Annotated in this window: 18 protein-coding genes; 6 read left to right on the top strand and 12 right to left on the bottom strand. The window is 73.0% G+C overall.

Annotated elements, in window-relative coordinates:
* The first annotated feature begins 6 nt into the window (after window positions 1-6).
* The 3 genes from HD593_RS34820 to HD593_RS34810 are packed head-to-tail and all read left to right on the top strand — an operon-like array spanning window position 7 to window position 2,823.
* The gene (locus tag HD593_RS34820; protein WP_221525146.1) at window positions 7-969 is read left to right on the top strand and encodes an ABC transporter permease; all 963 of its coding nucleotides are present in this window, start codon (window positions 7-9) and stop codon (window positions 967-969) included.
* The gene (locus tag HD593_RS34815; protein ID WP_185106177.1) at window positions 966-1,775 is read left to right on the top strand and encodes an ATP-binding cassette domain-containing protein; all 810 of its coding nucleotides are present in this window, start codon (window positions 966-968) and stop codon (window positions 1,773-1,775) included. Before HD593_RS34820 ends, HD593_RS34815 begins: the two co-directional genes overlap by 4 nt.
* A gap of 28 nt (window positions 1,776-1,803) precedes the next feature.
* The gene (locus HD593_RS34810) at window positions 1,804-2,823 is read left to right on the top strand and encodes a LacI family DNA-binding transcriptional regulator (protein WP_221525145.1); all 1,020 of its coding nucleotides are present in this window, start codon (window positions 1,804-1,806) and stop codon (window positions 2,821-2,823) included.
* Here HD593_RS34810 and HD593_RS34805 read toward each other — a convergent pair.
* The 4 genes from HD593_RS34805 to HD593_RS34790 all read right to left on the bottom strand — a co-directional run bounded on the left by HD593_RS34805 (window position 2,802) and on the right by HD593_RS34790 (window position 9,865).
* Window positions 2,802-4,496 (bottom strand): PQQ-dependent sugar dehydrogenase, encoded by a 1,695-nt coding sequence (locus HD593_RS34805; RefSeq protein ID WP_185106175.1) that lies wholly within the window; start codon window positions 4,494-4,496, stop codon window positions 2,802-2,804. The genes HD593_RS34810 and HD593_RS34805 overlap by 22 nt on opposite strands.
* A 111-nt stretch (window positions 4,497-4,607) precedes the next feature.
* Window positions 4,608-7,451 carry a type 1 periplasmic-binding domain-containing protein gene (locus tag HD593_RS34800; RefSeq protein ID WP_185106174.1) on the bottom strand — a complete coding sequence of 948 codons (2,844 nt, stop codon included), beginning with the start codon at window positions 7,449-7,451 and terminating at the stop codon, window positions 4,608-4,610.
* A gap of 126 nt (window positions 7,452-7,577) precedes the next feature.
* Window positions 7,578-8,405 (bottom strand): PIG-L family deacetylase, encoded by an 828-nt coding sequence (locus HD593_RS34795; protein WP_185106173.1) that lies wholly within the window; start codon window positions 8,403-8,405, stop codon window positions 7,578-7,580.
* 11 nt (window positions 8,406-8,416) lie between these two features.
* Window positions 8,417-9,865, bottom strand: coding sequence for a tetratricopeptide repeat protein (locus HD593_RS34790; RefSeq protein WP_185106172.1), 1,449 nt, complete (start codon window positions 9,863-9,865; stop codon window positions 8,417-8,419).
* Between the two features lie 108 nt (window positions 9,866-9,973).
* Here HD593_RS34790 and HD593_RS34785 point away from each other — a divergent pair, with 108 nt between their 5' ends.
* Window positions 9,974-10,795, top strand: a complete 822-nt coding sequence (locus HD593_RS34785; protein ID WP_312903924.1) for a DUF1206 domain-containing protein — start codon at window positions 9,974-9,976, stop codon at window positions 10,793-10,795.
* 4 nt (window positions 10,796-10,799) lie between these two features.
* On the opposite strand, the gene HD593_RS34780 is transcribed toward HD593_RS34785, so the two are convergent.
* The 4 genes from HD593_RS34780 to HD593_RS34765 form a co-directional block, all read right to left on the bottom strand.
* Window positions 10,800-11,897: a glycerophosphodiester phosphodiesterase gene (locus tag HD593_RS34780; RefSeq protein ID WP_221525144.1), complete on the bottom strand. Its 1,098-nt coding sequence runs from the start codon at window positions 11,895-11,897 to the stop codon at window positions 10,800-10,802.
* 101 nt (window positions 11,898-11,998) lie between these two features.
* A complete protein-coding gene (locus HD593_RS34775) occupies window positions 11,999-13,615 on the bottom strand; it encodes a GMC oxidoreductase (RefSeq protein WP_185106171.1) in 1,617 nt (538 codons plus the stop codon).
* Window positions 13,612-14,118 carry a carboxymuconolactone decarboxylase family protein gene (locus tag HD593_RS34770; RefSeq protein WP_185106170.1) on the bottom strand — a complete coding sequence of 169 codons (507 nt, stop codon included), beginning with the start codon at window positions 14,116-14,118 and terminating at the stop codon, window positions 13,612-13,614. Before HD593_RS34770 ends, HD593_RS34775 begins: the two co-directional genes overlap by 4 nt.
* Window positions 14,115-15,194 (bottom strand): NAD(P)H-dependent amine dehydrogenase family protein, encoded by a 1,080-nt coding sequence (locus tag HD593_RS34765; protein ID WP_185106169.1) that lies wholly within the window; start codon window positions 15,192-15,194, stop codon window positions 14,115-14,117. The genes HD593_RS34770 and HD593_RS34765 overlap by 4 nt, the downstream gene beginning before the upstream one ends.
* 347 nt (window positions 15,195-15,541) lie before the next feature.
* Here HD593_RS34765 and HD593_RS34760 point away from each other — a divergent pair, with 347 nt between their 5' ends.
* Window positions 15,542-17,548 carry an ATP-binding protein gene (locus HD593_RS34760; protein ID WP_185106168.1) on the top strand — a complete coding sequence of 669 codons (2,007 nt, stop codon included), beginning with the start codon at window positions 15,542-15,544 and terminating at the stop codon, window positions 17,546-17,548.
* A 4-nt stretch (window positions 17,549-17,552) separates the two neighbouring features.
* On the opposite strand, the gene HD593_RS34755 is transcribed toward HD593_RS34760, so the two are convergent.
* A complete protein-coding gene (locus HD593_RS34755; RefSeq protein WP_185106167.1) occupies window positions 17,553-18,860 on the bottom strand; it encodes an amidase in 1,308 nt (435 codons plus the stop codon).
* A gap of 54 nt (window positions 18,861-18,914) precedes the next feature.
* On the opposite strand from HD593_RS34755, the gene HD593_RS34750 reads away from it, so the two are divergent.
* Window positions 18,915-20,291 carry a hypothetical protein gene (locus HD593_RS34750; RefSeq protein WP_221525143.1) on the top strand — a complete coding sequence of 459 codons (1,377 nt, stop codon included), beginning with the start codon at window positions 18,915-18,917 and terminating at the stop codon, window positions 20,289-20,291.
* Here the strand turns inward: HD593_RS34750 and HD593_RS34745 are convergent.
* Genes HD593_RS34745 through HD593_RS34735 form a run of 3 tightly spaced genes read right to left on the bottom strand, consistent with a single transcriptional unit; the run spans window position 20,212 to window position 22,531 of the window.
* A complete protein-coding gene (locus HD593_RS34745) occupies window positions 20,212-21,039 on the bottom strand; it encodes an amino acid ABC transporter permease (RefSeq protein WP_185106166.1) in 828 nt (275 codons plus the stop codon). The genes HD593_RS34750 and HD593_RS34745 overlap by 80 nt on opposite strands.
* Window positions 21,036-21,704: an amino acid ABC transporter permease gene (locus tag HD593_RS34740; RefSeq protein WP_185106165.1), complete on the bottom strand. Its 669-nt coding sequence runs from the start codon at window positions 21,702-21,704 to the stop codon at window positions 21,036-21,038. The genes HD593_RS34745 and HD593_RS34740 overlap by 4 nt, the downstream gene beginning before the upstream one ends.
* On the bottom strand, window positions 21,704-22,531 hold the full coding sequence (locus tag HD593_RS34735) for a glutamate ABC transporter substrate-binding protein (protein ID WP_185106164.1): 828 nt from the start codon (window positions 22,529-22,531) through the stop codon (window positions 21,704-21,706). Before HD593_RS34735 ends, HD593_RS34740 begins: the two co-directional genes overlap by 1 nt.
* Window positions 22,532-22,536 lie beyond the last annotated feature (5 nt).

The raw sequence follows: 22,536 nt of genomic DNA, 5'->3' as shown, positions 1-22,536 counted from the left end.
GCCGTGATGGAAGCGCCGCTGCCGCGCCGCCTGATCAGCACCCCCGTCGCCGGGCCGCTGGCCGCGCTCGTGCTGGCCTGCCTGTTCTTCGGGCTCAACAGCGCCCAGTTCTTCACCGGGCCGAACTTCTCCCTCATCATCCAGCAGGTCATGGTGGTCGGCACGCTGGCCATCGGGCAGACCCTGATCATCCTGACCGCCGGCATCGACCTGGCCTGCGGCGCGATCATGGCGTTCGGCGGGATCGTGATGACCAAGCTGGCCGTCGACTCCGGCCTGCCGCCGCTGCTCGCGCTGGCCGCCGGCCTTGCCGTGTGCGCCGCGTTCGGGCTGGTCAACGGCCTGCTGGTGACGCGGATCTCGCTGCCGCCGTTCATCGTGACGCTGGGCATGCTGAACGTGGTCTTCGCCCTGACCCACATCTACTCCAACGAGCAGACGGTCACCGAGCTGCCCGCGCTGCTCACCTTCCTCGGGCAGACGTTCCAGCTCGGGCAGACGAACGTCACCTACGGCTCGCTGCTGACCATCCTGCTGTTCCTGCTGTTCGCGTACCTGCTCGGCTCGACCGCGTGGGGCCGCCACGTGTACGCCCTGGGCAACAGCCCCGAGGTGGCCCGCCTGACCGGCATCAGGACGCGCCGGCTGACCGTCGGCGTCTACACCCTGGCCGGCCTCGTGTACGGCATCGCCGCCCTGCTCCTGGTCTCCCGTACCGGCGTGGGCGACCCGCAGGCGGGCCAGACCGACAACCTCGACAGCATCACCGCGGTCGTGCTCGGCGGCACCAGCCTGTTCGGCGGCCGCGGCCTGGTGCTCGGCACGCTCGTCGGGGCGCTCATCGTGGGCGTGTTCCGCAACGGGCTGCAGCTCATGGGCGTGCCGTCGATCTACCAGACGCTCATCACCGGCATCCTGGTGATCCTCGCGGTCGCCGTCGACCAGCTCTCCCGCAGGAGGATGCGATGACCACCCCCGTCCTCCAGGCCCGCGGCCTGGTCAAGAGGTACGGCCACGTGACCGCGCTCGACGGCGCGGACTTCGACCTCATGCCCGGCGAGGTGCTCGCGGTCATCGGCGACAACGGCGCCGGCAAGACCAGCCTGATCAAGGCGCTGACCGGCGCGCTGCAGCCGGACACGGGCGAGATCCGCCTCGACGGCGAGCCCGTGCGCCTGCGCGACCCGCTCGACGCCCGGCGGCACGGCATCGAGACCGTCTACCAGGACCTGGCGATCGCGGCCTCGCTCGACATCGCGACCAACATGTTCCTCGGCCGCGAGCTGCGCAAGCCCGGCCTGCTCGGCAAGGTCTTCCGGATGCTGGACAAGAAACGCATGCGCGAGGAGTCGGCCCGGCACATGGCCGAGCTCAAGATCGGGCTGCGCTCTCTCACCCAGCCGGTCGAGTCGCTGTCGGGCGGCCAGCGCCAGGGCGTGGCCGTGGCCAGGGCGGTGGCCTGGGCCACGCGCGTCGTGGTCATGGACGAGCCCACGGCGGCGCTCGGCGTGAAGGAGTCGGGCCAGGTGCTCGACCTCATCAGGCAGGTCCGCGACCGCGGCACGCCGGTGGTGCTGATCAGCCACAACATGCCGCACGTGTTCGAGATCGCCGACCGCGTGCACGTCCAGCGGCTCGGCCGCAGGGTCGCCGAGCTGAGCCCGCGCGAGCACAGCATGGCCGAGGTCGTGGCCATCATGACCGGTGCGATCCAGGTCTCGGACGGCAAGTCCGTGGTGGCGGACCAGGAGGCGGCGAAGGCGATCGGCCTCTGACAGGATGTCTGAAATGCGGCGTCCGACGATGACAGATGTGGCTCGTGAGGTGGGAGTCACCGCGAAGACCGTCTCCCGGGTCCTCAACGACGAGGGCCCGGTCGCCGTCGAGACCCGCGAGCGGGTGCTGGAGGCGGTCAGGAAGCTCGGCTACCAGCCCAACCTCATGGCCCGCAACATGCGGGTGGGCGCCCGGGACGCCGCGATCGGCCTGGTCGTGCCCGAGCTGGGCAACCCGTTCTTCGGCACGGTCGCGGGCGGCGTCGAGGGCGCCGTGCGGGCCCGCGGGCTCACGCTCATCGTCGGCTCCTCCGACGAGACGGCCGGCCACGAGCAGTCGCTCATCGCCACGTTCCTGGCCCGCCGGGTCAGCGCCCTCATGGTCGTCCCGGCCGCCGCCGGCGACCACCGCCACCTGCGTGCCGAGCGGGCGGCCGGGCTGCCGATCGTCTTCCTCGACCGCCCCGCCGCCGGGCTGACCGCCGACTGCGTGGTGAGCGCCAACCGGGAGGGTGCGACGGCCGGCGTGGCGCACCTGATCGCGCACGGGCACCGCAGGATCGGCTTCGTGGGCGACCTGCCGGCCACCCTCTACACGCGCCGCGAGCGGTTACAGGGCTACCGGGACGCCCTCGAAACCGCCGGGCTGCCGTTCGACCGCGCCCTGGTGGAGACGGGGCACGACCTGGAGGCCGCGGCCCGTGCCACCATGCGGCTGCTGGCGCTGGCCGACCCGCCGACCGCGCTGTTCGCGGGCAACAACCTCGCCTCCATGGGGGCGGTGGTGGCGCTGTCGCGGGCGGGGCGCAAGGACGTGGCGCTGGTCGGGTTCGACGACCTGCCGCTGGCCGAGGCGCTCGACCCGCCGCTCACCGCCGTCGCCCAGGACCCGGCCGGCGTGGGGGCCGCGGCGGCGGAGCTGGTGCTGGCCCGGCTGGACGGCGACCGGTCCAGGGCCCGCCGCGTCACGGTGCCGACCCGGCTGATCGTGCGCGGCTCGGGCGAGCTGCTTCCGGGGACGCGCGCTCAGGGAGACGTGCAGGTGTAGCCGGAGGGCACCCGGCCGTCCGCGCCGGGGCGGCTCGCCTGGAAGCCGAACGACGTGCTCGCGCCGGGCGCGATCGGGCCGCCGTTGTAGGCGGCGTTCCTGGCCGTGGCCGTCTGGCCCGAGCTGGACACCTGGACGTTCCACGAGCCGGTGATGGTGTGCCCGGGAGGCAGCGTGAACGTCACCGTCCAGCCGTTCAGCGTGGCTGTGCCGGTGTTGGTGACCGTCACCTGGATCACGTAGCCGGTGGCCCACTCGCTCGCCGTCGCAGGCGTGGCCGTGCAGGTGCCGCCCTGCGAGGAGGTCGTGGTGACCGTGACCGTGTTCGAGACGGGGGACAGGTTGCCGGCCGCGTCCCTGGCCCTGACCTGGTAGCGGTAGGTGGTGCCCGCGGTCAGGCCCGTGTTCGTGAACGAGGTGGTCGCCGACGTGCCGGCCTGCGCGAACGTGCCGCCCGACGCGCCGGGCGCGCGCAGCACGTCGTAGCCGGTCACGCCCACGTTGTCGGTCGCGGCGGTCCAGGACAGCGTGGTCGCCGTGGCGGTCGTGCCCGAGGCGGCCAGGCCCGCGGGCGCGCTCGGCGCCTGCGTGTCGGTGCCGCCCGACGCGGGCGGGACGCGGACGATGCGGTCGTCCTGCGCCACCGGGCTGCCGCGGCCGTCACGGTTGCTGGTGCCCACCCAGAGCCAGCCGTCGGGGCCGACGGCCACCGCGCGCAGCCGCCCGTACTCGCCCTGCAGCTCGGCGACCGGCGTGCCGGCCCCGCCGCCGGAGGTCAGCGGGACCGCCCACAGCCGCTGGCCGCGCAGCGCCGCCGCGAACAGCGTGTCGTTGGCGTACGCCAGCCCGCTCGGCGACGCCTCGGCCGTGGTCCACGTGACGATCGGGTTGCGGAAGCTCCCGTTGCCGCAGGTGCCCTCGCAGGTGGGCCAGCCGTAGTTGCCGCCCGCGACGATCTGGTTGACCTCGTCCCAGGTGTTCTGGCCGAACTCGGTGGCGTACATCCTGCCCTGCGAGTCCCAGGCCAGGCCCTGGACGTTGCGGTGGCCGTAGCTCCAGACGCGGGAGTTGGCGAACGGGTTGCCAGAGGGGACGCCACCGGTGGGCGTCATGCGCAGGATCTTGCCGGCCGGGCTGTTGAGGTTCTGGGCGTTGGCGGTGTTGTTCGCGTCGCCGGTGGCCACGTACAGCATGCCGTCGGGGCCGAACGCGATCCGGCCGCCGTCGTGGATGGCCGCGCTCGGCACCCCGGAGAAGATCACCGTCTGCGTCTGCGGGGCGTTGAGCCGGAACCTGACCAGGCGGTTGTCGCCGCTCGTGCTGGTGAAGTATGCGTACACCCAGCCGTCCTCCGCGTACGACGGCGAGACCGCCAGCCCCAGCAGGCCGCTCTCGCCCGACGCGCTCACCCCGCTCACCGTGGCGACCTGGGCGGGCGCCTGGCCGGGCCGGACCTGCATGACGCGGCCCGTGTTCCGCTCGGAGACCAGCGCGCTGCCGTCCGGCAGGAACGCCATGGCCCACGGCACCTGCAGGCCCGTGACGGACACCTCCGCCCTGTCGAAGTCGAACCCGCCCACCACCTGGGCCTCGGCCCTGGGGACGCCGACGCCGAGGGCCAGCAGGGGAGCGAGCAGAGTCAGGATCAGGGCCGGGACGACACGGGCGCGCATGACGGGCTCCTTGACCGGATCGGTACCAGCACCGTAAGACGCCCGCCGCCCGATCTCAACCGGCCCGCCCGAGGCGATCCCACGACCTGCGCGGAAGCGGTGAAACTTTCCTCACGAGCCCGGCCGGCCGGCCATCGCGCACGGCTCCGCCTGCTCGTACAGGCGGCCGCACTGGCCGACCACCTCGATGCCGCCCGAGGCGGAGACGGTCGCGAGCAGCAGCGGCCGGTCCACCGCGCGGTTGCCCGACGGGTCCTGCTCGAACGAGATGAGCCCGCTGGCGCCGTCGATCTCGTCCAGGCGCCCGAACGCGGCCAGCAGCCCGCCACGGTCGACGGCCGGGCCCCGCCCGTCGCCGCCGGGATCGTGCTGGAGCCGGTAGGTGCTCTGGGCGGCGTCCATCATGGCCCGCGCGGCGTCGTAGGCCAGCACGGCGTAGGTCGGGGACGGCTTGACCTCGCCGTCGTCCGGAGGGCCGGTGCGGCGCCACAAGGCGTCGTAGAACGCGGCGGGACGCCGGATGTCCCCCGGTGGCCAGGCCTTCTCCGTGGCCAGGGGGGTGTAGTAGAGCTTGATCTTCCCGATCATCGCGATCCTGGCCGCGTTGCCGTCCACGTACTGGGAGACGGCGTCTCCGGCCAGGACCAGCAGCCCTTCGCAGGGCGAGCTGGAGATCCGGTCGACGAAGGTGCCGAACTGGGTGGACCGCCCGGAGTAGAAGACGAGGTCGGGCTGCTCGGCGTCCCGCTTGCAGAGCTTCTTCAGCTCCTCACCGGCGTCGCCCGCGTCGTCGTACTCGATGAGGGTGGCCTTGCCGCCGAGCTCGCCGAACCGCTTCATGAAGCGCCTGCCGATGTCGGAGCTGTAGAGATCGCTGCTGTCGGCGTCCACGAAGACCGCCGCGGTCCTGGCCGGCCGCTTGTGCGGCAGGCCGTCGTCCGCGGGCGCCGCCAGCGCGCCCGAGCGGGCCCAGCGCGCGGAGACGTCGGCGACCTCGCTGTTGGTCGGCGACAGCGGGAAGTAGGACAGGGAGGGGCGGCCCTTGCCGTCCTTGCCGAAGTCGTCGTAGGTCGCCGCGGTGCCCAGCATCGGCAGGAAGATGGAGCTGAGGCGGTTGATCGCGGCGTTGGCGCCGTCCCTGCTCTCGCCGAAGCCGATGGCGCCCGCGATGGACGGGTCGTCCCTGGCCAGCTCCAGGATCCGGTCCGCGACCTGCTCGCCGAACCGGAACCCGTTGCCGGCGTTGGCGATCAGGACGCGCAGCTGGACGATGCTCTGGTCGGCGCTCTCCAGCAGCTCGCCCTGCCGGATCGCGATCCCCGTCAGCTCGCCCTGCGCGTCCGCCAGGTCCTCCGCGGCCGAGGACGGCTGGGTGCTGAGCGCGCCGACGTAGACGATGGTGGTGTAGGGCCGTCCGGAACGCTCGATCTTCCCGTTGTTGTCCTCGATCGCGTTCACCACCTCCGCGAACCGTTCGTCGAAGCTGACGTCGCCGCTGGTGATGCCGACGCATTCGCCGGTCGGCGCCTTCCAGACGCCCTTGCCGCAACTGCTCTGCCATTCGCGCGCCAGGACGGCGGCGGGCCCCAGGAAGAGCAGCAGGATGGCCGCGCGCAGGAGCCAGCGGTTGGCGAGCAGCGGCGGGCGGGGAGGCTGCTCCAGCGGGATGGACCTGGCCACCGCGTCCGCCGCGCGGGCGTCCTCGCGCTTGAGCCGGATGCCGAGGTGCCGGACGTCGCCCACGGCCCGGCTGGCCCGCAGGCTCCTGTTCCACTCCGTCCAGAGCCGCTCGGCCCCGCTGACCTCGGCGTACGCCGGAGGGGCCGGGGCCGGGCCGACCGGGTCGCCGCCCTCGGCCGCGGCGATGTGGATCACGAACAGCGGGTCGGACTGCGGGATCTGGCGGCGTACCTGCTCGACGCGCCGCAGCAGCCGCACGTTGACATCCGCCTCCCCGGCCGTGTCGACGAGGAGGACCGGGTAGACCGTCCTGGTCCACGCGGCCCGCCGCCAGAACGTGCGCCGGCTCCGCTCGTAGCCCTGGCGCAGGTCCTCCAGGAACGCGTTGACGAGCAGCAGCTCGATCTCGTCGCACTCCCTGCGCGGCTCCCGCTGCCCGCGGTCGCTCATCTCCGACAGACTCGCCGGCACCTCGGCCTTGTGCCGCGCCTTGAGCACGAGCTCGACGAACTCGCGGAAGCTCTGCGGGCGGGTCTTCGAGCTCTCCGGCATGAGGTACGGCTGCCGGGTGAACCACCGGTAGCGCCGCCATCCGGCCCAGCTCCGCGAGAGCAGGAGCACGTGGGCGACCGCCAGGACGAGAGCCGTGCAGACGGCCACCAGCCCGATCACCGGGCTGAGCTGCTCCGCCAGGGCCTGGCTGACCAGCGCGGCGGCCGCCGCCCAGGCGCTCAGCGGCCCCTCGAAGTAGGCCCGCAGGTTCTTCAGCAGCCCCCGGTGCTCCAGCTCGGAGCTGGGCCGGAGCTGCAGGCGCCGCCGCCGGGTCTCCCGCGCGACGAGCTCGCGCACGGCCTGCGGCGTGTCGCCGGGCAGCTGCATGCCCAGCATCCAGTGCACCTGGTGGAACAGCGGGAACCGCAGCTGCGGCTCCTTGCCCGGCCCGGTGGAGGACAGGGTGCGGGCGACCCTGAGCAGGGTCTCGCTCATCGCGAGGTACGGCGCGCCCGCCTCGCCGCCGGCGTGCTCCCCGGCTCTCGACTCGGCCCACGCGTTGGGCGCGCCCTTGCAGCGGGCGGCCAGGATCTGCGCGAACGCGGCGGTGACCTCGAACGGCCCGTGGAGGGAGAGAACGGGCAGGGGCACGTCGCCTTTTCTGGCGCGGGGTCTGGCCCGCATCTGCTCGAACGTGCGGATGAAGCCGCGGATCGCGTCGGTGTTGTAATGATCCAGGCTGTCGCCGCCGTCCGCGCGCGGAATTTCGACCGCTTCTGTCACTGGGGCATCCCTGCAGGCTGTCGGCATCGTCGCCCGGGGATGTTAACAGGAACTTGGGGAATGCATGGGAAATAGCCGAATATGCAATTTCGCATATCCGGCCATTTAATTATTTGTCGGAAAAGGTCAGCTGTCGCGCAGGCCCGCGAACAGATCCTCCTCGTGCTTCGGCGTGTCCACCTTGCTCAGCACCCGCTCGAACGCCTCGTGCGAGAACGCCTGCTGCTGCGCCTCCTCCGGCATCCGCAGCAGGAAGATGTTCTCCCCCTGGCTCTCGTGCGCCCGCAGGGCCTTGAGCTTGCGCTCGACGTAGGGGGAGACGTCGAGGACGCTGGTCACCCGCTCGTCGGGGGTGCCGAAGTCGTCGGAGGGCGTGAAGTCGCCGACGTCGGCGCCGCTCTCGCGCATCAGCTCGAACATGCGCTTGATCGCCGACCGGGGAATGGCGGTGTAGTAGAGCTTGTCGGGGATGCCGGTGCGCTCGGCGGCGGCCACCGTGACGCGGTGCGTCTGCACGTGGTCGGGGTGGCCGTAACCGCCGCCGCCCGTCTCGTCGTAGGTGACCACGACCTGCGGCCGGTAGTGCTCCATCAGCGCGGCCAGCCTGGCGGCGGCCGTCTCGACGGGCACGTTGGCGAACGCGTCGGGGTGGCCGTTGCCGTCCCAGCCGTCCATGCCGGAGTCGCGGTAGCCGAGCAGCTCCAGGTGGTCGACGCCCAGGTGGGCGACCGACTCGCGCAGCTCGCCCAGCCGCCGCCGCGCCACCGCCTCGTCGTCGTGACCCGGCTCGCCCGGCTTCACGCCGCCCTCGCCGTCGCCCTGCTCGCCGTTGGTACAGGTGACCAGGACCGTGCGGATGCCCTCCTCGGTGTAGCGGGCGAGGATGCCGCCGGTGCTCAGGCATTCGTCGTCGGGGTGGGCGTGCACGACCATCAGGGTGAGTTGCCGATCCATGTGTGCAGAAACTACCCGGAGGCTCCGACAATTCCGGACCTGGCCAGCTCGCCCGCCCGGCCGCGCGCGACGGCCGCCGCCGCGCCGTCGCCCATCGCCTCGGCCACCGCCGCCTGCTTGAGCCAGTTGTACGGGCTGCACGGCCGCACGCTGATCCGCTCGCTCACCAGCACCCTGGCCAGATCTCGCCGCCCGGCCCGCAGCGCAGCCTCCAGCAGCGTGCGCTGCACGGCGTCCCGCTGCGCGTGGCTGCCGCCGAACTCGTTGACCCGGTGCCTGATCGGATGCAGCAGATCCACCACCGCCCCGTAGTCGCCCCGCCCGAACGCCACGATCGCCCGGCACACCGGCAGCCCCACCCTGAGCGTCATGTCGTGGTTGGTGACCCCGGGATGCGGCTCGGCCACGTACGCCTCCCGCCCCGCGATCAGCTTCTCCGCCTCCGCGATCCGCCCGGCGCCGACGTACGACATCACCGCGTGCATGTCGTTGAAGGCGTAGAACGGCTCCGCCACCCGCGCGGGCCACGCGTCGGCCAGCGCCCGCCAGCGCTCGTGCTGGTCGGAGCCCTCCAGGTGGAGCCGCCACAGCAGCGCCGCCGCGTCGAGCAGCTCCATGCAGGCCCGCCCGCCCGCCAGCACCGCGTCGTAGACGGCCAGCACGCGCGGCACGTCGCCGGTCTCCAGCGCGTACAGGCAGTAGTGCCACCAGTTGTGGATGTTGAAGAACGTGCCGGACGACCAGTCGGGCACCCGCGCGTCGAGATACCGCAGCCCGTCGCCGAAGCGCCCCTGCATCTCGTAGGTGTGCACCACCGCGTGGATGCCCCACACGTCGCGCGGGTTCAGCTCCACCGCCCGCAGCCCGACCTCCTCCGAGCGGTCGTAGTGCCCGGCCTCCTCCAGGCCGAAGGCGTACATGCCGAGCACGTGCCCGAGGTGCGGGTCGTCCTCGTGCCAGGCGGTCAGCGCCCCGCCGATCCGGTCGCGCAGCATGCGGGCGTCGCCGGTGAAGAAGTCGATCTGGTGCCCTGCGGCCAGCGCCAGCGCGTCGCGCGGGTGCTCGGCCGTGATGCCGGCGAGCAGCGCCCCGCAGGTCAGGAAGTCGCCGCCGAGCAGCGCCCGCACGGCCGCGACGTGCGCCCGCTCGCGGGGCAGCAGCGCGCCGCTGTCGATCCCCCCGCTGCCGATCCCGCTGTCGATCCCGCCGTCGATCCCGCGCAGGAACGCGCCGAACCGTGCCCGTGCCGCGCGCGCGTCCTCGGCCTCCGTGGTCAGCAGCCCCAGGTACGCCGACAGCACGTGGCCCATCGCGAAGCCGGGCGACTCGGCCAGCGCGGCGTTCGCCTCGGCCTCCACCTCGGCCCTGAAGTGCAGCAGGTCGTCGATCGCGCGATCGTAGTGCCGCACCGCCGCGGCACCGGCCCCGGTCATCGCCAGGCCGTGCTGGTCGTGGCTCACCGGACCACTGTAACCAGCCCCATCGTCCCTGGCAGCGCCACGCCGAGGCGTAGGGACGCCGATCCCGGGCACTCGGGGTTCTCCGGCAAGACCAGCTTGGAGGAAACGGTGAATACCGCGCAACAGGCCGGGAACGAGGCGAAGGCCGCGACGCGCCGCGCCACCCGCAGCCGGCCGATGGCCGTGCTGACCAGGGTGGGCCTGGCGTGCCGCGGCGTGCTGTACGCGCTGATCGGCGTGGTGGCCCTGCAGGTCGGCCTCGGCCAGGGGTCGGGCGGGGAGGCCGACAAGGCCGGAGCCATCAGCACGTTAGCCCGGCTGCCGTTCAGTGAGGTGCTGCTGTGGATCATGGTGGCCGGCTTCGTGGCGCTGGCCCTGTGGCAGGCGTCCGAGGCGGTGTTCGGCGGCGGGAAGGCGCTCGAGCGCGCCGAGGCGGCCGGGCGGGTCCTCGTCTACGGCCTGGTCGTCTACACGCTGTGGAGCGTGATCACCTCGGGCAAGGCGGGCTCCGACGACCAGAAGTCGCAGGACGTGACGGGCAAGCTGCTCGGCCTGCCCGCCGGGCAGTGGATCGTGGGCGCGATCGGGCTCGGCCTCGTGGCGCTCGGCGTCTACTGGGTGCACCGGGGCGCCACGAAGGGCTTCAGGGAGGAGCTCGACCAGGGGCGGATGTCCCCGAGAGCCAGAACCGTCATGGACCGGCTCGGGGTCGGCGGGTACGCGGCCCGCGGGGCGATCGCCGGGATGGCCGGGATCTTCGTCACCTACGCGGCGATCACCCACGACGCGGACAAGGCGGGCGGCATCGACGCCACCCTGCGGCAGTTCGCCCAGACCCCGGCGGGGCCGTCGCTGCTCGTGGTGGTGGCGCTGGGAGTGCTGCTGTTCGCCGGTTACTGCTTCGGCGAGTCCCGCTGGCGCCGTACCTGACGGATCAGCGGCCGGAGCGACTGGACACCACAGCCCTGCCCATGCCCGGGTCGTCGCAGAACGCGCCGTCGATGCCCAGCTCCAGCAGCCGCGACAGCCAGCCCATCACGTTCCCGGTCGCCCGCGGGTAGGCGGGGCTGGCCGGGTTGCCGAGCCGGTAGTCGGCGGGGAGCTGCGAGTTCTCGTTGCGCACCGTCCACACGTGCACGGCCAGCCGCCTGCGGTGGGCGTCGGCGACCAGGGTGGTGGGCGCGGTCGTCGCGCCGGAGGCGTCCACCGGCACGATGCGCCTGGTGTCCACGCCGATCCCGTTCGCGTACCCGGCGACCTCGCGCAGCCCGTCCGGCTTGACCATGTCGTCGTAGGTGCGCGTGCTGCCGGCCGCCACCCAGTCGTAGGGCGCGCCGCCGAACGTGATGAGCTGGATCAGCGGCAGCCGCGTCTTACCCCGCAGGTCACGCAGGTTCGCGGTCTCGAACGACTGGATGTACGCCTTGCGCACCCGGTACCGGTTCAGCACGTCGAGCAGCGGCTCCTCCAGCGACAGGCCGATGGAGTCGAAGTAGGTGGGGTGCTTGGTCTCGGGGTAGACGCCGACGCCGTGCTCCAGCGCGAGCTTCACGACCTCCTCGAACGTCGGGATCTCGGGCAGGCCGTCGAACGCCGTGTTGTCCGGCCGCAGGTCGGGCACCCGCTCCTTGGCACGCAGCGTCTTCAGCTCGGCCAGCGTGAAGTCCTCGGTGAACCAGCCGGTGACGGGCCTGCCGTCCACGGTCTTGGTGGTGCGGCGGCCGGCGAACTCGGGGTGCGCGGCCACGTCGGTGGTGCCGGAGATCTCGTTCTCGTGCCTGGCGACCAGCACGTGGTCCTTGGTGGAGACCAGGTCGGGCTCGATGTAGTCGGCGCCCATCGCGATGGCGGCCTCGTACGCCAGGAGCGTGTGCTCCGGGCGGTGGGCGGAGGCGCCCCGGTGGGCGATCACGATGGGATCCTGGGCCCGGCGCTCGGCCGTGGCGGTGGAGGTCTGGGTCAGCACGACGGTGACCGTACCGCCGATCAGGGCGGTGGACAGCACGCCCGCGAGTAAGCTGCGCATCTTCATGCGCGCACGGTAGACCGCCGAGGTTGACCGCGAGTTACGGATGGGCGCACAGCGACGGTCGGGACGGGGCGCCGGTCATGAGGACCCCGTCCCGGTCCCGCTCACAGGTCGGCGGCGATGATGCGCTCGATGTTCCGCTCCGCCAGCGCCGTGATCGTCACGAACGGGTTGACGGTCGTGTTCCCCGGGATCAGCGCCCCGTCGATGACGTACAGCCCCGGGTAGGCCGTCAGCCGCCCGTAGTTGTCGGTGGCCCGGCCGAGGACGGCGCCTCCCAGCGGGTGGTACGTCAGGTGGTCGCCCCAGATCTTGTAGACGCCGAACAGGTCCGTCCGGTAGATCGTGCCCTCCTTGGCGTTGATCTTGTCGAAGATGGTCCTGGCCATGTCGATGGACGGCTGCTTCCAGGCGGTCTGCCAGTTCAGCTCCACCTTCCCGGCGGCCGCGTTCCAGGAGAACTGCGCGCGGTGCGGGTTGTTGGTGATCGACAGGTAGAACGAGGCGAAGGTCTCGATCCCGGTGGGCAGCGGGGCCACCTCGGCGAACGCGCCGCCGGCCGCCCAGTTGTCGATGCCGCAGCACGGGATGGCCGACTGGAGCTTGCCCGTGGGGTCCCACAGGTGGTTCGCCCGGCCGCACATGACGTTGCCGTTGTCGCCCCAGCCCTTGCCGACCTCGCCGTTGAGCGCCGGCAGCACGCCGGTGGCCTTCAGCTTGACCAGGAGCTTGCTGGTGCCGACGCTGCCCGCGGCGAAGAACACCCGGTCGGCCGTGACCGTCTTGGTGGCGACGACGCCGCCGCTCGTGTCGAGTTGCTCGATGGTGACCGTGTACGCGCCGCCCGCCGGGGCGACCGAGGTGACCCTGTGCAGGGGCGAGACGGTGACGCGGCCGGTCGCCGCGGCCCGGGCCAGGTACGTCTTCTGCAGCGACCTCTTGCCGTGGTTGTTGCCGTAGAGGATCTCGCCGGCCAGCGCCGACTGCGGGACGGTCCCGGCCGCCTCCTGCTTCATGTAGTCCCAGTCGTAGACGTCCGGCACGAACACGAACGGGAAGCCGGAGCGCTGGGCGTGCTTGCGGCCGACCCGGGCGTACTGGTAGCAGGCCGTCGTGTCGAACCAGGCCGGGTCCACCGTGCCCACGCCGAGGGCGGCGTTGGCGCGCGGGTAGTAGGTGCCGTACATCTCGCCGGCGTCGACCGAGGGCAGGACGGCGGCGAAGTTCTCGCGCTTCGGGGTGACCGCCATGCCGCCGTTGACCAGGGAGCCGCCGCCGACGCCGCGGCCCTGGTAGACGGTGATGCCGCCGAACTCCTCGGCGTCCAGGATGCCGGTGTGGCGGGGGATGTCGCGGTCGATGGGGAAGCCGAGGAAGTAGTTGAGCGGGGCCTTGGTGCGGGTGCGCAGCCAGTAGGAGCGGTAGTCGGGCTCCCGCGTGTTGCAGAAGATCCTGCCGTCGGGGCCGGGGGTGTCCCACGCCTGGCCCATCTCGACGAGGTGCACGTCCACGCCCGCCTCGGCCAGGCGCAGGGCCGCCACCGAGCCGCCGTACCCGGTGCCGATCACCAGGGCCGCCACGTGCGCGCCCGAGCCGATCGGGCCGGCCGCGCGGGCGGCGGGGGAGTGCACGCCGAGGGCGGCGGTGCCGAGCAGGGCGCCGGTGGCGGTCAGGAAGCCGCGGCGGGAGACGTCGTCGATCCTGCTGTCGATCTTGCTCATGGGGCCGGGCTCGCTTTCGGGGACGGGGCGTTCGGGAGGCGGCAGATCGTGTCCAGGCCCAGGACGTGGTTGAGCCGGCCGAACGCCAGCCACGAGCCGATGCACATGCTCAGCTCCACGATCTGGAGCTGGCTGTAGTGCGCGGTCATCCGGCCCCAGAACTCCTCGTCCAGCCCGTGGTGGTCGAGGGTGTACCGTTCGGCGTACTCGGCGGCCAGCCGGGTGCGCGCGTCGAAGGCGCCGGTCGCGCGCCAGTCCGCGACGGCGTCGGCGAAGCCGTCCTCGACGGTCTGCCCGTCCCGCTCCGTCCGCCAGTCGAGGCAGAACGCGCAGCCGTTGAGCTGCGCCACCCGCAGCCTGGCCGCCTCGAACTCGCGCAGGCCGAGCGTCGTGTGCGCGTACACCGCCAGCGAGTAGCGGGAGGCGGCGGGCCCGATGCCGGGCACCATCTCCCCCCACACGTACTCGATCGCGTCCTTGCCCTCCGGGATGTCGATCCTCACCCGCTCCTCCTTCCGAGCTTGCCGATGGCGGGCCGCAGCGGTACGTCGAGCGCGTCGTACAGCCCCGGCCCCGCCTCCAGGAGCCACTCGACGGCGCCCACCAGGCGGCCCACGGCCGTCGCGTTGCCGCCCGCGGAGTGGTTGCCGCCCTCGTCGGTGGCCTGCACCGTGACCTCGATGCGCGGGCTGCCCTCGACGATCACCCGGTGCGCCCCCGCGCCGGCGGGCGGGACGGGCCAGTCGGGGGCGCAGGACGGGTGGATGCGGGTGACGTGCTCCAGCACGATCCTGGGCTCGCCGCCGACGATGCCCCGCACCTCGAACCGCACCGCGCCCTGCGTGCCGGCCTCGAACGCGCCCATCGAGGCCGTCGTGACCGTGGACTCCAGCGGGCGGCGCTCCACGTGCTCGCGGATGCCGTCCAGGCCGGCGCCGAGCGCCCTGGCGATCAGCCGCACCTGGCCGCCCCACACCATGGCGGGCACGTCCGGCGCGAGCATCGGCGGCTCGTAGTCCATCGGCTGGCCCATGCCGACCAGGTAGCGGACCGCGTCGGGCTGGTCGTAGGTGGAGTAGTCGAAGATCTCCTGGCAGCGTACGGCGTCCACGGTCGCGGCCAGCCCGCTGACCAGCAGTGGCAGCACGTCGTTGGCCCAGCCGGGATCGACGCCGGAGACGAACAGGGAGCCGCCGCCCTCCGCGATGGCCGCCAGCACCGGCTGCCGGACCTCGGGCGGGGCGCTGCGGTGGTCGTACAGCGCGTACAGGGAGGGGGTGACGACGACGGCTCCCGCGCGCAGGGCGCGGACCACGTCGGCCAGCGCCTCGGACGGGCGGATGTCGCCGGAGGCCGCGTACACGACGGCGCCCGGGCTCGCGCCCAGGGCCGCCTCGACGTCGGCGGTCGCCGTGACGCCCAGCCGGTGGCCGAGCCCGGCCAGCTCGCCCGCGTCGCGGCCGAGCTTGGCGGGGTCGTGGACGAGGACGGCGGTCAGCTTCAGCCCGGGATGGGCCTCGACGGCGCGGATGGCGGCGCGGCCGATGTTGCCGGTACCCCAGACGATCGTGGACACCATGGGCGGAGCGTAGCAAGCGCTTGGTTAAGTGGGAAGGGCCCGCCGACCCGGGGTTTCGCGCGTTCGAGCCGGCGCCTCGAACGAACCCGGCGGAATCGCTCAACAGGGGACGGCATTAAGAAACGCCCGCAACCCGGTCTGTTGCGTAGTCACTTTCTCACTTTTCGTGGCGGATCCTGGCCGCGTCCGGCAAGCTGCTGTCACCGAACGCGGCGGACCGAGCCGGACAGGTGAGGATCATGAACATGGGTGGGCGGCATGCCGGGAATCTGCCGCCGGAGACGACCAGCCTGGTAGGCCGCCGCGGAGAGCTCGCCCGGATCCGCCGGCTGTGCAGGGAATTCCGGATGGTGACGCTGACCGGCGTGGGCGGGGTCGGCAAGACCCGGCTGGCGCTGCGGGCCGCCGCCCTCATGCAGCCCGGCTACGGTGACGGCGCCTGCCTCGTCCAGCTCTCGGCGCTGGACGAGGGGGCGCTGGTGCCGTACAGCATCGCCGAGGCGCTGCCGCTCGCCGACCGCACCACCAGGCCCATGATGGACGTGCTGGCCGAATACCTGGAGGACCGGCACCTCCTGCTGGTGCTCGACACCTGCGAGCACCTGATCGACGAGTGCGCCGCCACGGCCCGCGAGCTGCTCCTCGCCGCGCCCGGGCTGTCGATCCTGGCCACCAGCCGCCGCCCGCTCGGCGTGCCCGACGAGCAGGTCCTGATCATCGACCCGCTCCCGGTCCCCGACTCCGGCGGCGGCGGCCGGCAGGACGCGGTGATCCTGCTCGCCGAGCGCACCGCCCGCTCCCTGCCCGGCTTCACCGTCACCGACGGCAACCGCGCCGACCTGGCCCGCCTGTGCCGCCGCCTGGAAGGGCTCCCGCTGGCCATCGAGCTGGCCGCGGCCCGGCTGCGCGAGCTGCCCGCCGCCGAGCTGTGCGAGCGGCTCGACGACCGGTTCGAGCTGCTCGGCGACACCGACGCCGAGGTGAACGACGCCGACCCGCCCTGGCACCAGGCGCTGCGCACCGCCATCGGCTGGAGCCACCAGCTCTGCACGCCGGAGGAGCGGCTGCTGTGGGCGCGCACGTCGGTGTTCGCCGGCAGCTTCGACGACACCGCCGTGGCCGAGGTCTGCTCCGACGAGCTGCTGCCCCCCGCGGCCATCCCCGACCTGATGGCCGGGCTGGTGGACAAGTCGATCGTGATCTGGGCGCCCACCGGCGGCGGCGAGCGTTACCGGATGCTGGACACCATCCGCGAGTACGGCGCCATCTGGCTGCGCGCCCTCGGCGAGCAGGACGGGCTGCGGCGCCGGCACCGCGACTTCTACCTGAAGCTGGCCCGCCGCGGCGACGCCGCCTGGCTGGGCCCCGAACAGGTCTCCTGGAACGACCGCACCAACGCCGAGCACGACAACCTGCGGACGGCGCTCGACTACTGCCTGACCAACCCCCGTGACCACACCGCGCTGGAGCTGGCCGCCGCGCTGTGGTTCTTCTGGTACCCGTGCGGCTTCCTCCGGGAAGGACAGCACTACCTGGAGCGCGCCCTGGCTCTGGACACCGAGCCGAGTGTGGTGCGCAACAGGGCGTTGTGGGTGTGCAGCCTGACCCTCATGGTGCAGGGCGACCCCAACGCCGGCATGGCCTGGGCGGCCGAGTGCGCCGGCGTCGCCGACCAGCTCGGCGACACCGCCGCGGCGCTCGCCGCCCAGGCCATGGTCATGGCCGCCGCCACCATCAGGGGCGACCTCGCACTGGCTCTGGCGCTGGCCGACAGCCTGCTGGCCGTGCACCGGCCCGAGCGCGGCCTCACCCTGCCCACGCTGCTGGCCCGGCTCGGGCAGAGCCACGTGCACACCGCGCAGGGCCGCGTCGAGGACGCGGTCAAGGCGCTGGAGGAGATGTGCGCCGAGTGCGACAAGCACGGCGAGCGGTGGATGCGCGCGTACGCCGACCTCTTCCGCGCCCAGGCCGAGCTGTCACTGGGCCGCAACGACGCCGCCCAGGCGTACGCGCGGTCGGCGCTGGAGATCAAGCACCGGCTGCACGACAGCATCGGCATCGCCATGGCCCTCGACGTGCTCGCCTGCGCCGCCTCCGCCTCCGGCCAGGCCGAGCCCGCCGCCCGCCGGCTCGGCCTGGCCCAGCAGGTGTGGGACACCATCGGCCGGGCGCAGCTCGGCATTCCCGAGTGGGTCGGCGCGCGGGAGATGTGCGAGCGGCTGGCCCGCGCGGCGATCGGCGACAGCGCGTTCCAGACGGCGTTCGCCGCCGGCTACGACACCGGGCTGGACACCGGCATCCTGCACGCCCTCGACCCCGATCCCAACTCCGCCCACCCGGCCGCCGAACACTGACCCGTCACAGGAGTGCGGCGGTGGCGAAGAGGAGGGGTTCGTCGCCAGGCCGGCAGACGAGCTGCAGGCCGACCGGCAGCCCGTCCACCAGCCCGGCGGGCACGGTCAGCGCGGGCAGGCCGAGCACGTTCCACGGGCTGGTCAGGGCGAGCAGCGCCGGGCGCACCGCGACCGCCCGGCCGTCCAGCGCGAACTCCCGCTGATCCACCGGCGGCGCCACGATCGGCACGGTCGGCATCGCGAGCACGTCGTGCCGCCCGAACAGCTCCTCCACCAGGCCTGCCAGCCGCTCCCTGGCCTCCAGCGCGCGCACGTACCGCCAGCCGGGCACCTCCGCGGCCGCGCGCAGCCGCTCCAGCACCTCCGGCTCGAACAGCTCGGGCGCCCGCCCCAGCCGCTCGGCGTGCACGGCGGCCGTCTCGCAGCTCTGCACCGCCACGTACGTCTCCCGCACCTCCTCGGCGAACCCCTCGGGCAGCCGCACCTCCTCCCCGGTCTCCAGCACCGCCCGCACGGCCCGTGTCACCCGCGGATCACCGTCGAACAGCCCGGCCGGGTCGATCCAGCCCACGCTCCCGGCGGCGCTCCCGTCCACGGTCTCCCCGGTCAGGCAGCGGTAGGCGATCAGGCAGTCCTCCGCTCCTCCCGCCAGCACGCCGACGTGGTCGTAGCTGCGCGACAGCGGGAACACCCCGTCCGCCGGGATCGCCCCGAACGCGGGCTTGAAGCCGGCGATCCCGCACAGAGCGGCGGGGATGCGCACGGACCCGCCCGTGTCGGTGCCGATCGCCAGCGGGACGATGCCCGCCGCCACGGCCGCCGCGCTGCCGCCGCTGGAGCCGCCCGACATGCGCTCCGGGTCCCGGGGGTTGCGCGAGGGGCCGTTGGCGGAGCGGTCGCCGGTGGGGCCGTACGCGAACTCGTGCGTCGTCGTCTTGCCCACGATGACCGCCCCGGCCCGGCGCAGGCGCGTCACGCACGTGGCGTCGGTGTCGGGGACGTACTGGGCGAAGTGCCTCGACCCCATCGTCGCGGGCAGGCCCGCCACCATGATCAGGTCCTTGACCGCGACCGGCAGCCCGTGCAGCGGCCCCCGGTCGGTGCCCGCGGCCAGCTCCTCGTCCGCGCGGCGCGCCGCCTCCAGTGCCCCGGCGGCGTCCATGGTCACGAACGCGTTCAGCGCGGGTCCGAGCGCGCCGGCGGCGTCGAGCGCCCGCTCGGCCAGCTCGGTGGCGGTGACCTGCCCCGCGCGCAGGTCCCGGGCGAGGTCGGTGATGGTACGGCCGGCGAAGGGGCCAGGGGGAATCGGCATGAACACATCATGACGGGCAGATCACCCGACCCGGCCCCCGCTACCATCAACCGGATGCCCGACCCGACGCCCACCCCCGCGAGCGCCGACAAGCCCGGCCCAGCGCCTACCCCCGCGAGCGCCGAGGAGCGCGGCCCGTTGCGCGCCGTCGCGGGTGCGCCGCCGTCGGCCGGGCGCCGGTTGCTGCGCTGGGCGCGGCGGGGCGCGGCCGCCGTGATCTCGTTGTGCGCGCTGGCCGGCGCCGTGCGGCTGGTCGTGCCGGCCACCGCGGGCCCGGACGGTGAGCCGCCCGGCGTGCGCCGCCAGCTCGCCTTCCTCCGCTCGGCCCTGGACGCGGGCGCCGCCGGGCAGGCGCAGGCGCTCTTCCCCGAGGGCTATTTCTTCCTGCACGTCCTGTACGGCCTGAGCTGGGTCGAGCTCGCGCAGCGGGACGGGACCACCCGCCCGGAGGCGCTGCGCGAGTCCCGCTGGGCGCTGCGGCGGCTCGACGCGCCCCCGGGCCGCGAGCCGTTCAGCCCGGACCTCGACCCGCCCCACGGCGTGTTCTACCGGGGCTGGACCAACTGGCTGCGCGGCGGCGTGCTCGCCCTGCAGCCGGACGATGCCCGCGACCCGGCCGAGCTGCGCCGCTTCACCGAGGACTCGGCCGCGCTGGGCCGGGCGTTCGACCGGTCGCGCTCGCCGTTCCTGGAGGCGTACCCGGGCCAGTCCTGGCCGGTCGACTCGACGGTGGCGGTGGCCTCGCTGCGCCTGCACGACACGCTGCGGCCACCCCGGTACGCCGCCACGGTGGACCGCTGGCTGCGCGGGACCCGGGAGCGCCTCGACCCGCGTACCGGCCTGATCCCGCACCGGGCCGAGCCGGGCACCGGCGAGCCGGCCGAGGTGGCCAGGGGCTCCTCGCAGAGCCTGATCCAGCGGTTCCTGGCGGACATCGACCCGGCCTTCTCCGCCGGGCAGTACCTGCGCTTCCGCGACCGCTACGTGGTCACCCCGCTCGGGCTCGGCCCGGCCGTCCGCGAGTACCCGCGAGGGATGGACGGGCCGGGCGACGTCGACTCGGGGCCGCTGCCGCTGGGCGTGAGCCTGTCGGCCACGGCGGTCACCCTGGGCGCCGCCCAGGTGCGGGGGGACGCCCCGCTCGCCGCCGCCCTGGCCAGCTACGGCGAGCTGGCCGGGCTGCCCATCGGCACCCCGTGGACCAAGCGGTACGCCTTCGGCCTGCTGCCCGTCGGCGACGCCTTCCTCGCCTGGTCGAAGACGGCCCGCCCCTGGGTGTCGCGGCCGGACGGCCCGCCACCGGCGAGCGTCACGTGGTGGTGGCGCGCGCCGCTGCTGCTCCTGCTGGCCGTCATCGGGACCGCACCCTGGGCGCCCGCGCTGTGGAGGAGGCGCCGAGGCGGTGCGCCAGCCGGTCCAGCGCCAGGTTGATCAGGATGAAGATGGCCGCGATGAGGACGGCCGCCGGGATGACGTTGGAGAAGTTCGCCGCGATCCCGTTCAGCCCCCGGTCCACCAGCTCGTCGTAGCCCACGATCAGGCCCAGCGCCGAGTCCTTCAGCAGCACCACGAACTGGCTGATCAGCGCGGGCAGCATGGCCTTGACGGCCTGCGGCAGCAGGACGAGCCGCATCGCCTGCCCCTTGCGCATGCCGACCGCGTACGCCGCCTCCCGCTGCCCCTTCGGCAGGCTCAGCACCCCGGCCCTGACGATCTCCGCGATGACCGACCCGTTGTAGAGGGTCAGCCCGAACACGACGGCGGCGAACGCCGAGATGTTCACGCCGATGAGCACGTACGACCCGAAGAACGCGAAGAAGATCAGCAGCAGCAGCGGCACGGACCGGAAGAACTCCACCACCACGGCGGCCGGCACCCGGATCCAGCGGTGCTCCGACAGCCGGGCGACGGCGAACAGCAGCCCGAACAGCGCGGCCAGCACCACCCCGGCGACGGCCGCCGCCAGCGTGCCCGCCAGGCCGGGCAGGATGAACGTGGCCCAGACGTCGCCGCGCAGCAGCGGCGTCCACTTCTCCGCCGCCCACTGGTCCTTCTCGTCGAAGCGCACGTAGACGACGTACGCCACCGCCAGCAGCGCCGCCGCGACGAGGACCGTCAGCACCCGGTTGCGGCGCACGCCGCGCGGGCCGGGCCGCTCGTACAGGTTCGCGAACGTCATCGCGCCACCGCCATCCGCTTCGACAACCAGCCGAACAGCAACCCCATCGGCAGGCACAGCAGCACGAAGCCGGCGGCGAAGCCGAGGAAGATCTCGATGACCTGGTCACCGTACGTCTCGATCAGCTCCCGCATCCGCACCGACGCCTCCGCCACGCCCACCACCAGGGCGATCGTGGTGTTCTTGGTCAGCGCGATGAGGATGCTGCCCAGCGGCGCCACCACCGCGCGGAACGCCTGCGGCAGCGTGATCAGCGCCAGCGTCCTGACGAAGCCGAGCCCCAGCGAGCGGGCCGCCTCCGCCTGCCCGACGGGCACCGTGTTGAGCCCGGAGCGCAGCGCCTCGCACACGAACGCCGAGGTGTAGGCGGTCAGCCCGATGACGGCGAGCCAGAAGTTGTTGGTCGCGATGTCGTCGGACAGCTCCAGGCCCAGGTTCGCGCCGATGCCGAGACCGGTGAACAGCAGCACCAGCGTCAGCGGCGTGTTGCGGGCCACGGTCACGTACACGGTGGCGGTGGCGCGCAGCGAGGCCAGCGGGGCCACCCGCATGGCGGTCAGCAGCGTGCCCAGCACCAGCGAGCCGAGCGCGCTGACCGCCGCCAGCCGCACCGTCATCCAGAAGGCGGCCAGGATGGTGCCGCCCTCGGTCAGCAGTGCCTCCATCAGTACCGCTCGAGCTGCGGGGCCTGCGGCAGGGTGAAGCCGGAGGCGCCCACGCTGGCCTGCAGCGCCTTGGTCCAGCTCCCGTCGGAGAACATCTTCTCCAGGGCGTCGTTGACGGCCTTGCGCCCGGCCGTGTCGTCCTTCTTCATCCCGATGCCGTACTTCTCGGTGCTGAACGTCTTGCCGACCACCTTGAGCTTGCCGGAGTGCTGCGCGGCGTACCCGGCCAGGATGACGTTGTCGGTGGTGATGGCGTCGAGCTGGCCGCCGAGCACGCGGTCCACGCACGCCGAGTACGTGCGCTCCTCCTGGAGCTGCACCTCCTTGGCGTACTCCGCCTTGACCTTCTGCGCGGGCGTGGAGCCGGCGACCGAGCACAGCTTCTTGCCGTTGAGCGCCTCGGGCCCGGTCAGCGCCGCCTCGTCGGCGCGGACCAGCAGGTCCTGTCCGGCCACGAAGTACGGCCCGGCGAAGGACACCTTCTGCTTGCGGGCGTCGGTGATCGAGTACGTGGCCACGACCAGGTCCACCTGGCCCTGCTCGATGAACGCCTCCCGGTTGGCGGACACGGTCTCCTTGAACGTGATGCCGCTCGGCTCGACGCCGAGCTGCTTGGCCACGTACTTGGCCACCTCGATGTCGAAGCCGGTGAAGGCGCCGTCGGGCGTGCGCAGGCCGAGCCCGGGCTGGTCGGCCTTGACGCCGATCACCAGCTTCTTGTCGTTCTTGGCCTTGTCCACGATGGAGGCGTAGCTCTCCGAGCCGCCCCCGCACCCGGAGGCGACGGCCACGACGGCGAACACGGCGAAGAGGGATCTGCCGAACATCACGG

This window comes from Nonomuraea rubra (assembly GCF_014207985.1).
Classification (GTDB): domain Bacteria; phylum Actinomycetota; class Actinomycetes; order Streptosporangiales; family Streptosporangiaceae; genus Nonomuraea; species Nonomuraea rubra.
The sequence above is the reverse complement of the archived record's forward strand: the minus strand, read 5'-3'. Positions and strand labels throughout refer to the sequence as shown.

What these genes read in the sequence shown, in the direction of transcription:
- HD593_RS34750 (WP_221525143.1), top strand. Translation starts at nt 18,915, where the DNA reads ATGCCCGACCCGACGCCCACCCCCGCGAGCGCCGACAAGCCCGGCCCA.
- HD593_RS34745 (WP_185106166.1), bottom strand. Translation starts at nt 21,039, where the DNA reads ATGACGTTCGCGAACCTGTACGAGCGGCCCGGCCCGCGCGGCGTGCGC.
- HD593_RS34820 (WP_221525146.1), top strand. Translation starts at nt 7, where the DNA reads ATGGAAGCGCCGCTGCCGCGCCGCCTGATCAGCACCCCCGTCGCCGGG.
- HD593_RS34735 (WP_185106164.1), bottom strand. Translation starts at nt 22,531, where the DNA reads ATGTTCGGCAGATCCCTCTTCGCCGTGTTCGCCGTCGTGGCCGTCGCC.
- HD593_RS34755 (WP_185106167.1), bottom strand. Translation starts at nt 18,860, where the DNA reads ATGCCGATTCCCCCTGGCCCCTTCGCCGGCCGTACCATCACCGACCTC.
- HD593_RS34760 (WP_185106168.1), top strand. Translation starts at nt 15,542, where the DNA reads ATGGTGACGCTGACCGGCGTGGGCGGGGTCGGCAAGACCCGGCTGGCG.
- HD593_RS34795 (WP_185106173.1), bottom strand. Translation starts at nt 8,405, where the DNA reads ATGGATCGGCAACTCACCCTGATGGTCGTGCACGCCCACCCCGACGAC.
- HD593_RS34805 (WP_185106175.1), bottom strand. Translation starts at nt 4,496, where the DNA reads ATGCGCGCCCGTGTCGTCCCGGCCCTGATCCTGACTCTGCTCGCTCCC.
- HD593_RS34740 (WP_185106165.1), bottom strand. Translation starts at nt 21,704, where the DNA reads ATGGAGGCACTGCTGACCGAGGGCGGCACCATCCTGGCCGCCTTCTGG.
- HD593_RS34780 (WP_221525144.1), bottom strand. Translation starts at nt 11,897, where the DNA reads ATGAAGATGCGCAGCTTACTCGCGGGCGTGCTGTCCACCGCCCTGATC.
- HD593_RS34810 (WP_221525145.1), top strand. Translation starts at nt 1,804, where the DNA reads ATGACAGATGTGGCTCGTGAGGTGGGAGTCACCGCGAAGACCGTCTCC.
- HD593_RS34775 (WP_185106171.1), bottom strand. Translation starts at nt 13,615, where the DNA reads ATGAGCAAGATCGACAGCAGGATCGACGACGTCTCCCGCCGCGGCTTC.
- HD593_RS34765 (WP_185106169.1), bottom strand. Translation starts at nt 15,194, where the DNA reads ATGGTGTCCACGATCGTCTGGGGTACCGGCAACATCGGCCGCGCCGCC.
- HD593_RS34815 (WP_185106177.1), top strand. Translation starts at nt 966, where the DNA reads ATGACCACCCCCGTCCTCCAGGCCCGCGGCCTGGTCAAGAGGTACGGC.